Genomic DNA, 10,187 nt, shown 5'->3' on the forward strand with positions numbered 1-10,187 from the left:
TATTTTTCTATCTCACCTTTAGTTGGCCGCCGAAGGAGAGAAGTAAATTCCTGATCAAACCTCATTATTTCTAATTTGGCTTTTTTTAGTTCCTGCATACACACCGTGTATCCACGTGATTAAGACTAACTTCGCAGCTAAAAACATCCAAATGGAACTTATTTTTTTTCTAAAAAAATATGAGCCACTCCAAAGTTCCATATAACTTATTGATCCAGATCTTATTTTTAACAACATCAACACAACACAACAAATTGTTATTTAAAATCAAACACTTAAATTGAACTTGAAAGTATCAACTTGAAGTCACTCGCAGACTAAAAAAGCCAAAAAAACCAATAACCCAAGGTTCGATCTTGATCACTGAAAAGAACAAAGGCATCAATTACTCAATAAAAAAACACTTAATTATGAACAAGAAAAAGCCCCGCATGCTTAGCATACGGGGCTTTTAGTTATTTTTTAGCTTTTTTGAGAAGACTTAATTCATCAGTTCGAGTAAGTCTTGTTCTGTTTTAATTTCGATACCCAGTTCTTGTGCCTTTGCGAGCTTCGAACCTGCATTTTCACCAGCAAACAAAATATCGGTTTTCTTAGAAACACTACCCGTCACTTTAGCCCCCAGTGCTTGGAGGGCTTCTTTGGCTTCTGTACGCCCCAGTTGAGAAAGTGTTCCCGTTAATACTACTGTTTTACCTTCTAATGGTAATTCCCCCACCTGCTCAGTAGTATTAATCTCTGGCCAATGAATTCCTTGTTCAAGCAAATCTTTAACCACCGCTTGGTTCTGTTCTTCACTAAAGAAAGTCGTAATATGTTGAGCAACCACAGCACCGATGTCTTGCACTTCAATCAACTGCTCTTCGGTAGCATTTTGGATCGCTCCCAACGTTTTAAAGTGCATTGCTAAGTTTGCTGCGGTTGCCTCGCCAACTTCACGGATCCCCAGTGAATACAAAAACCGAGGTAAAGTTGTTTCTTTGGATTTTTCTAACGCATTCACAATATTCTGCGCAGACTTTGGCCCCATGCGATCTAGTACGGTTAAAATCCCCGCTGATAACTTAAATAAGTCAGCAGGAGTTTTCACCATCTCACGATCAACAAGCTGCTCGATCACTTTATCGCCTAAACCGTCAACGTCTAACGCTTTACGAGAAACAAAGTGTTTTAGCGCTTGTTTGCGTTGGGCTTGGCAAACTAAGCCCCCCATACAACGTGTTACCGCTTCTCCTTCGATCCGCTCAACATGCGAACCACAAACAGGACACTGAGTTGGGAAAACAATATCTCGAGCTGTTTCTGGTCGACGCTCTTTGATGACAGATACGACTTGCGGAATAACATCGCCAGCACGGCGGATCACAACGTGATCACCAATCTTGACCTGCAGACGTTCTATCTCATCTGCGTTATGAAGCGTCGCATTACTTACCGTTACCCCGCCAACAAATACAGGCTCTAGCTTAGCAACAGGTGTAATCGCACCAGTGCGACCGACTTGGAACTCCACTTCATTCAGTGTCGTCATTTCTTCCTGAGCTGGAAATTTGTAGGCAATCGCCCAACGTGGAGCGCGAGCAACAAACCCCAGACGCTCTTGCACGGCAATATCGTCAATTTTAATAACGACACCATCGATCTCATAAGGGAGGGCATCACGACGCTGCAATATATCTTGGTAGTAAGCTTTTACATCCGCCAAGCTTTCAACTCGCTTAGTTTCCGGACACATTGGCAGTCCCCAAGATTTGATTTGCAAAAAGCGTTCGTAATGACTTGCTGCCAATTCTGCGCCTTGCACCACGCCTACACTGTATGCATAGAAGCTAAGCGGACGAGAAGCCGTAATACGTGAATCCAATTGTCGTAAGCTACCTGCCGCAGCGTTACGTGGATTAACAAAGATTTTCTCGCCTTTCTTCCTTGCTAATTCATTGAGCTTTTCAAACCCAACTTTCGGCATAAAGACTTCACCACGAACTTCAAGACGATTTGGCCAGTCATTACCTCTGAGTTTTAAAGGAATGGCTTTAATCGTACGCACATTCTCTGTGATGTTTTCACCCGTAGTACCATCGCCTCGAGTGGCCGCTTGAACTAACACGCCATTCTCATATAACAAACTTACGGCGAGTCCATCCAATTTAGGCTCACAACAGTATTCTTTCACACTCTGGCTGCCCACGCGCTCTTGTGCGCGCTTGTGGAAACTATCAAGTTCACTATCATCAAACGCGTTATCAAGCGAAAGCATCGGTACTTCATGTGTCACTTGGCTAAACGCAGAGAGAGGTTGTCCACCGACACGTTGGCTTGGCGAGTCTACGGTTATTAAGTCAGGGTTCTCAGCTTCAATATCCAGTAACTCTCGCATTAAACGGTCGTACTCGGCATCAGGGATCTCTGGGTTATCTTCCACGTAGTAACGCACAGCGTGGTAATGCAACGACTCTTTTAGTTCTTCTAGTCGCTGAAGTACTGATTCAGACATAGTAAAGCCCCGTGTATTTTCAATCGGTGAGGTTGGGAAATCCAAGAAAAAGGGCTCCATCCGGAGCCCTATTATTATTTGCTGTTAAGATTATGCGTTAGCGGCATTAAACTCAACTATTTGACGTCGATAAGATGCTAAACGATCTGGCGTCATTAAGTTGCGCTGGTCATCAAGTACGTTACCACCTAAGTCATCAGCAATTTGCTGTGCAGTTCGGAGCATTAAGTTGAAGTTCTGTTCAGCCTCGCCATAACAAGGCAATGTCATGAAGAATGAAATACCCTTCGTTGTAAACTCAGCAGGATCAGCATGCTCAAACGTACCAGGGTGCATCATATTAGCGACGCTAAACAGCACTTTGCCGTTACCGGACAAGTCAACATGACGATGGAAAATATCCATCTCGCCATAAATTAGACCGTTTTGTTGCATACTTTCAAATAAAGCAGTACCAAAAAATGGCTCTTCACCAGCACAGTGCACATTCAATACAATCACTTGCATTTCAGGTGCTGGCTTTGGCTCTTCCTTAGGCTCTGCAACGACAGGCTCACTAACCGTTTCGACTTGCTGTTCTTTCTCCGTAATATCAAACGCGGCGGGAATAGCGTCTTCTTCCACAGCGGGCTGGAATGGCTCTTCAGCTACTGTTGCTTGAACAACAGGCTCAACGTCCTCTTCTTTATCTTTTTCTGCAACAAATGAAGGGATGTCATCCGGCTCCTGCTGCGTCTGTTTGACTTCAGATGGGCCACCGAATAACGGGTCAGATTCAAACTTGTTGTCGAAAGAATTCGCCATCCCAAAATCTGGCTCTTTGCGATCTTTGCGAATGATCTCAAAGTCATCTTCAGGAGCGGGAGCGAAGTCTCGTTCTTTCTCAACAAGATCATTTTTGTCTTCTTGGTCAACATCCAGCTTACCAAGTGGCTTGTTACCAAACTTTGCTTTGCCTTCTTTTTTACTGCTCCATAAACCATGAAACAGTAATGCCGCGATGGCTAATGCGCCAACAACAATGAGTACGAATCGCAATTCCTGCATTATTTACTCTCAATATACTTGTTTTTACTACTCGCAGTTCCTTGAGCAGCAACCCAAGTGCAATAAATCTGAATGATACGTTTACTTTACCAAAACTATATGTAGATTTAGAACAACTTAATGCAAGAAGTTCCGTTTTTTGTTGTGATTCTTGCCACGATTCCACTTAACAAGACGTCATTTGTCAGGGCATTGAAAGAAAAGTCCTCACAGGTACAATGAGTTTTCATTTACACGAAGCCAAAATAGACATGAAGCAAAACAATCAGCAGAGAACCGGGTTCGGTTATTTTCTATACGGGATACAATTGGCACTTGCCCCTAAAATCAGGCGCTTTGTCATCTTACCTCTACTTGCAAATATCTTGCTTGTAGGTGGTGCCATCTTCTATCTATTTTCAAACCTTAATATATGGATAGAAGGCTGGATTGGGCAGCTGCCTGAGTTTTTATCCTGGTTAACTTACATTCTTTGGCCTTTACTCGCTCTGACGATACTCGCTACCTTCTCCTATTTTTTCAGCACGCTCGCGAACTTTATCGCCGCGCCATTCAATGGCCTCTTGGCTGAAAAAGTGGAAGAGTACTTAACGGGACAAAAAGTAAATGATGATGGTTTCACTGCCGTCCTGAAAGATGTTCCTCGCGTTTTAGCTCGTGAGTGGAGAAAGCTCCTTTACATTTTACCTAAAGCAATAGGCCTATTCCTATTATTGCTCATCCCTGCCCTTGGACAAACAGTAGGCCCATTTTTATGGTTTATCTTTACCGCCTGGATGCTCGCGATTCAATATTGTGACTACCCGTTTGATAACCATAAAATCCCATTTAACGACATGCGTTACAAATTGAAACAAAAGCAAGGTAAGGCCTATGGCTTTGGGGTATTGGTGTCTGTGTTTACGACGATCCCAATTTTGAACCTCATTGTCATGCCTGTAGCAATATGTGGTGCAACCGCTATGTGGGTCGCGGAGTTTAAGCACCAACGATAGTCGATTAGAGATTAAGGAAAGGGATCAGCGCCAGCTTTTCCCTTTTCTTTTATCAAGTTCTGGGCCAACCTAATAAGATATAACTTTTTAATCCTTTTCCCTTTTTTTCATACCGCATATTCTTCTATCCATATTCACACAACGTGTAATGAAGGAACATCACTATGAGCAAAATCTACGAAGATAACTCTCTTACTATTGGTAATACACCTCTCGTTCGTCTAAACAAAGTAAGTAAAGGCAAAGTTCTCGCAAAAATTGAAGCGCGTAACCCTAGCTTCAGTGTTAAGTGCCGTATCGGTGCAAACATGATTTGGGAAGCAGAGAAAGCGGGCCTTCTTAAGCCAGGTGTAGAGCTTGTAGAACCTACCAGTGGTAACACTGGTGTTGCTCTAGCATTCGTAGCGGCTGCTCGCGGTTACAAGCTAACATTGACCATGCCTGAATCAATGAGCCTAGAACGCCGTAAGCTACTAAAAGCACTAGGCGCGAACCTTGAGCTGACTGAAGCGGCGAAAGGCATGAAAGGGGCGATTGCTAAAGCAGAAGAAATCGTAGCAAGCAACCCTGAGAAGTACCTACTTCTTCAACAATTTGACAACCCAGCGAACCCAGAAATCCACGAAAAGACTACGGGCCCTGAGATTTGGGAAGCGACAGACGGTGAAATCGACGTATTCGTTGCTGGTGTTGGTACGGGCGGTACTATTACAGGTACAAGCCGTTACATCAAAGGTGAAAAAGGCAAAGCCATCACTTCTGTTGCAGTTGAGCCAGCAGAGTCTCCGGTTATTGCACAAGCACTTGCTGGCGAAGAAATCCAACCTGCCCCGCACAAAATTCAAGGTATCGGTGCTGGTTTCATCCCTGGTAACCTCGATTTAGACATTATTGACCGTGTTGAGCAAGTTACCTCAGAAGAAGCGATTGAGATGGCTCGTCGCCTAATGGAAGAGGAAGGTATCCTAGCTGGTATCTCATCTGGCGCAGCGGTTGTTGCAGCGAACCGACTTGCGGAACTACCTGAATTTGAAGGAAAAACAATTGTAACTGTCTTGCCAAGTTCCGGTGAGCGTTACCTAAGTACAGCACTCTTTGCAGGTATCTTTACCGAAAAAGAGAACCAACAATAATATGTGTTCAAATCAATTTTTAGTTTAAAAAAGCCCCGTTTAGGGGCTTTTTTGTTGATCCCTGCCCTACCTTTGGTAATATCAGGGTGTTTTATTTCTAGCTTCAAAATAAAGAAGCAGAACACAAAAAGGTTTCAAAGTGATTACGCACGCAAACAGTTGCGTAGTTACCAAACTTTTGACTAGTATCAGAACTGACGCGCTTTGAACTCTTCCCGTGCTAGCGCACAAGATGTAAAGCAGTTAAGCTAAAATCTGGTCACAAACTAACAAAAAAATACATTTATTGGGGTATATCACATGTACGAGAAGCAAGTAGAAATCACAGCAGAAAACGGCCTTCACACTCGTCCAGCTGCACAGTTTGTTAAAGAAGCGAAAGCATTCGACGCAGACATCACTGTGACTTCTAACGGTAAAAGCGCTAGCGCTAAGAGCCTGTTCAAACTACAAACACTAGGCCTAGTAAAAGGTACTCAAGTTACTATTTCTGCTGAAGGCCCACAAGCTCAGCAAGCAGTTGACCACCTAGTTGCTCTAATGGACCAACTACACTAATCCGGTCTCCTACTCCAGAAGCCATTTTGTGAAAGCAAAATGGCTTCGTTGGAAATAGGCTCAAAACTAAGCTAAAACTATTCGTTAGCGCACCCATTATTCTCCCGTTTTATAAAGTTGACCAAACTTAAGGTAAGGCTATGATTTCAGGCATCCTAGCATCTCCTGGTATTGCAATCGGTAAAGCACTACTACTTCAAGAAGATGAAATTGTCCTAAACACAAACACTATTTCTGACGATCAAGTAGAAGCTGAAGTTCAGCGTTTCTTTGACGCTCGTAACAAATCTGCAGCTCAGCTAGAAACTATCAAGCAAAAAGCGCTTGAAACGTTTGGCGAAGAAAAAGAAGCGATCTTTGAAGGTCACATCATGCTTCTTGAAGACGAAGAGCTAGAAGAGGAAATCCTAGCACTTATCAAAAACGACAAGATGACTGCTGATCACGCTATCCACTCAGTGATCGAAGAGCAAGCATGTGCTCTTGAGTCTCTAGATGACGAATACTTAAAAGAGCGTGCAACTGACATCCGCGATATCGGTTCTCGTTTTGTTAAGAACGCACTAGGCATCAACATTGTTTCGCTTAGCGATATCAGCGAAGAAGTAATTCTTGTTGCTTACGACCTAACGCCATCTGAAACTGCGCAAATTAACCTAGACTACGTGCTTGGTTTTGCTTGTGATATCGGCGGTCGTACATCTCACACTTCAATCATGGCTCGCTCACTTGAGCTTCCAGCTATCGTTGGTACTAACGACATCACGAAGAAAGTTAAGAATGGCGACATGCTGATTCTTGACGCAATGAACAACAAGATTGTTGTTAACCCATCAGAAGCTGAGCTAGAAGAAGCGAAAGCGGTTAAAGCAGCATTCCTAGCTGAAAAAGAAGAGCTAGCGAAACTGAAAGACCTACACGCAGAAACGACTGACGGTCACCGTGTAGAAGTTTGCGGTAACATCGGTACAGTGAAAGACTGTGACGGTATCCTTCGTAACGGCGGTGAAGGTGTTGGTCTGTACCGTACTGAATTCCTATTTATGGACCGTACTGCGCTACCAACTGAAGAAGAACAGTACCAAGCGTACAAAGAAGTTGCGGAAGCAATGAACGGTCAAGCTGTGATCATCCGTACTATGGATATCGGCGGCGATAAAGATCTCCCATACATGGATCTTCCAAAAGAGATGAACCCATTCCTAGGTTGGCGTGCTGTACGTATCAGTCTGGATCGTCGTGAAATCCTTCGTGATCAGCTACGTGGCATCCTACGTGCTTCTGCACACGGCAAACTGCGTATCATGTTCCCAATGATCATCTCTGTCGAAGAAATCCGTGAGCTTAAGAAAGCGATCGAAGAGTACAAAGAAGAGCTACGCGCTGAAGGCCACGCGTTCGACGAAAACATCGAAATCGGTGTTATGGTTGAAACTCCTGCTGCTGCTGCGATCGCACACCACTTAGCGAAGGAAGTGTCTTTCTTCTCTATCGGTACAAACGACCTAACTCAGTACACGCTAGCGGTTGACCGTGGTAACGAGATGATTTCTCACCTATACAACCCACTATCACCAGCTGTACTTACAGTGATCAAGCAAGTTATCGACGCTTCTCACGCAGAAGGTAAATGGACTGGTATGTGTGGTGAACTTGCAGGTGACGAGCGTGCAACACTTCTACTTCTAGGTATGGGTCTGGACGAGTTCTCAATGAGCGGCATTTCAATCCCTAAAGTGAAGAAAGTAGTTCGTAACTCTAACTTCGCAGAAGTGAAAGCAATGGCTGAAGAAGCCCTTTCTCTACCAACAGCAGAAGAAATCGAAGCCGTGGTAGAAAAGTTTATTGCTGAGAAAGCTCAGTAATCGGTAGTACCAAGTAATTCAATACTTAATGGCCATTAGACGGCGAAAAAAGTCGTCTAATGAGCTATATTGGTATACTATAATTCGACAGAATAAAACCAAACCTTAGGAGCATGACACAATGGGTCTGTTTGACAAACTTAAGAAGCTTGTATCTGATGACAGCGCTGACGCTGGTGCTATCGAAATCATCGCGCCACTTTCTGGTGAGATTGTAAACATCGAAGACGTGCCAGATGTTGTTTTCGCTGAGAAAATCGTTGGTGACGGTATTGCTATCAAGCCAGCAGGCAACAAAATGGTAGCTCCTGTAAACGGTACTATCGGTAAGATCTTCGAAACTAACCATGCGTTCTCTATCGAGTCTGACGACGGTGTTGAGCTTTTCGTTCACTTCGGTATCGACACAGTTGAACTAAAAGGCGAAGGCTTCACGCGTATCGCTGAAGAAGGTCAAACTGTTAAAGCTGGCGACACTGTAATTGAATTCGATCTAGCTCTTCTAGAAGAGAAAGCGAAGTCAACGCTAACTCCAGTTGTTATCTCTAACATGGACGAAATCAAAGAGCTAAACAAGCTTTCTGGTTCTGTAACTGTTGGTGAAACTCCAGTTCTACGTGTAACTAAGTAATTTTTACTTAATCGAACACGAAAAAAACGCTGCCAATGGCAGCGTTTTTTATTATCTGACTTTTTTCTGAGCGATGGGCATCGCTGAAACCCGCTCAGCTAAGTAATCCAAGTGCCGAACTCGGCCTTTGCTTTGCCTGAGCCAATAACGCAGTTGTCGCATCTTGGAGCACTTGAGAACGCACCATTTCCGTAGATTCTCTTGCGAAGTCTGTATCTCTTATTCGACTCTTGGATTCTGTAACACTCCGATTCACAGTATTTAAGTTATCCACCGAACCATTTACACGGTTCTGAAAGCTGCCAATTTCACTTCGGTGCGAATCAACGTACTTAATTGCTGCATCAATCACCCCAACTGAAAGCTGCGCCTTACCTGCCGTCGACATATCGATGTCATCCATTGTGACTAATTGACCAGCGCTCACATCAAGCTCATCCGCTAAACTCCCATCGAGAACCACACCCTCTGGCGCCTTCATCGTAGAAGCGAAGAATTGCAGTTCGTTGTTTTCCGTTACTGAAGCATTCACTATCGATTGTTGAGCATTGATGTAAGTGGCGACCTGTTCTATACGGTCACCCAATTTGAGTCCAATGGATTCCGTTTGGGTTTGCCCTTTACTGTCTTGGTATTCGACTTTTAGGGTTTGGTTATCTTTAGTGACTCGCCAATCTTTATCGACCGCATCACCAACATAATGCTGCCCTCCCATCTCTGGGATATGGCTACGCATGTTACGTAACGTCAAAGAGATTGAATTAGCGTTCGCGCCAATATGGAAACTTTGTGAACCGTAAGATCCATCAAACAGGTTTTTATCCGCAAATGTTGTCGTGATCGCGACACGATCAAGCTCATCTTGCAGCGCTACGACCTCATATTGAATACTTTGCCGATCACTTGAGTCATAACTGCCGTTTGCTGCTTGAAGCCCCAGAGAGCGTAAGCGTTGCAATATGTCACTGCTTTCGTGCAATGCTCCCTCCGCTGTTTGAGAAACAGAAAAAGCGTCGTGTGCATTTCTTAAGGCGACATCAAGCCCTCTCGCTTGTACATGGAGAGTATTCGATATCTGTAAACCTGCCGCATCATCGCTCGCCGAGTTGATTCGAAATCCCGAAGTTAGGTTGCGTTGTGAATCAACATTTTGCGCAGCTGCTTGACTCAGGTGTCTCTGCGCCACCATCGCAGAAACATTGGAATTTAAAGAGAGCATCTAATCGATATGAATGCCTTATCGAACATACTGTCAGGACACATCTGAATCGTTATAGCCAATAAGCAAAAAGCCAGGGATGAGCCTGGCTTTGGTTTCTTGCTTTGTTAAATTGATTAACCTAGCAGACTTAGCGCTGAGTTTGGCGCTTGTTTCGCTTGCGCTAGAATTGAGCTTGACGCTTGCGATAGAATTTGTGATTTGGTCATTGCCGTCGTTTCTTTCGCGAAATCTGTATCTTTGAT

Annotated in this window: 9 protein-coding genes; 5 read left to right on the top strand and 4 right to left on the bottom strand. The window is 44.0% G+C overall.

Annotation, left to right across the window (positions count from 1 at the left end):
* Positions 1-481: 481 nt before the first annotated feature.
* Positions 482-2,494: an NAD-dependent DNA ligase LigA gene (gene ligA, locus R7P69_RS16220; RefSeq protein WP_017634827.1), complete on the bottom strand. Its 2,013-nt coding sequence runs from the start codon at positions 2,492-2,494 to the stop codon at positions 482-484.
* Between the two features lie 90 nt (positions 2,495-2,584).
* Positions 2,585-3,541, bottom strand: a complete 957-nt coding sequence (gene zipA, locus R7P69_RS16225) for a cell division protein ZipA (RefSeq protein WP_238952234.1) — start codon at positions 3,539-3,541, stop codon at positions 2,585-2,587.
* A 251-nt stretch (positions 3,542-3,792) separates the two neighbouring features.
* Between zipA and cysZ the strand changes: the two genes are divergently transcribed.
* The 5 genes from cysZ to crr all read left to right on the top strand — a co-directional run bounded on the left by cysZ (position 3,793) and on the right by crr (position 8,723).
* A complete protein-coding gene (gene cysZ / locus R7P69_RS16230; RefSeq protein ID WP_025998633.1) occupies positions 3,793-4,536 on the top strand; it encodes a sulfate transporter CysZ in 744 nt (247 codons plus the stop codon).
* Positions 4,537-4,700: 164 nt separating this feature from the next.
* Positions 4,701-5,669, top strand: coding sequence for a cysteine synthase A (gene cysK, locus R7P69_RS16235; RefSeq protein WP_005382045.1), 969 nt, complete (start codon positions 4,701-4,703; stop codon positions 5,667-5,669).
* Positions 5,670-5,969: 300 nt separating this feature from the next.
* Entirely contained in the window at positions 5,970-6,227 is a 258-nt protein-coding gene (locus R7P69_RS16240; protein ID WP_005382043.1) for an HPr family phosphocarrier protein, read from the top strand.
* A gap of 140 nt (positions 6,228-6,367) precedes the next feature.
* Positions 6,368-8,092: a phosphoenolpyruvate-protein phosphotransferase PtsI gene (gene ptsI / locus R7P69_RS16245; protein WP_017634829.1), complete on the top strand. Its 1,725-nt coding sequence runs from the start codon at positions 6,368-6,370 to the stop codon at positions 8,090-8,092.
* A gap of 121 nt (positions 8,093-8,213) precedes the next feature.
* Positions 8,214-8,723 (top strand): PTS glucose transporter subunit IIA, encoded by a 510-nt coding sequence (gene crr / locus R7P69_RS16250; protein ID WP_005382041.1) that lies wholly within the window; start codon positions 8,214-8,216, stop codon positions 8,721-8,723.
* A 94-nt stretch (positions 8,724-8,817) separates the two neighbouring features.
* Here the strand turns inward: crr and R7P69_RS16255 are convergent, their stop codons facing one another.
* Positions 8,818-9,942, bottom strand: a complete 1,125-nt coding sequence (locus R7P69_RS16255) for a flagellin (RefSeq protein ID WP_017634830.1) — start codon at positions 9,940-9,942, stop codon at positions 8,818-8,820.
* Positions 9,943-10,058: 116 nt separating this feature from the next.
* On the bottom strand, positions 10,059-10,187 hold a 129-nt coding region (locus R7P69_RS16260; RefSeq protein WP_267363462.1), incomplete at its 5' end, for a flagellin.

Origin of the sequence: Vibrio sp. 661, from assembly GCF_033339315.1 — a bacterium.
GTDB classification, from domain to species: Bacteria; Pseudomonadota; Gammaproteobacteria; order Enterobacterales; family Vibrionaceae; genus Vibrio; species Vibrio alginolyticus.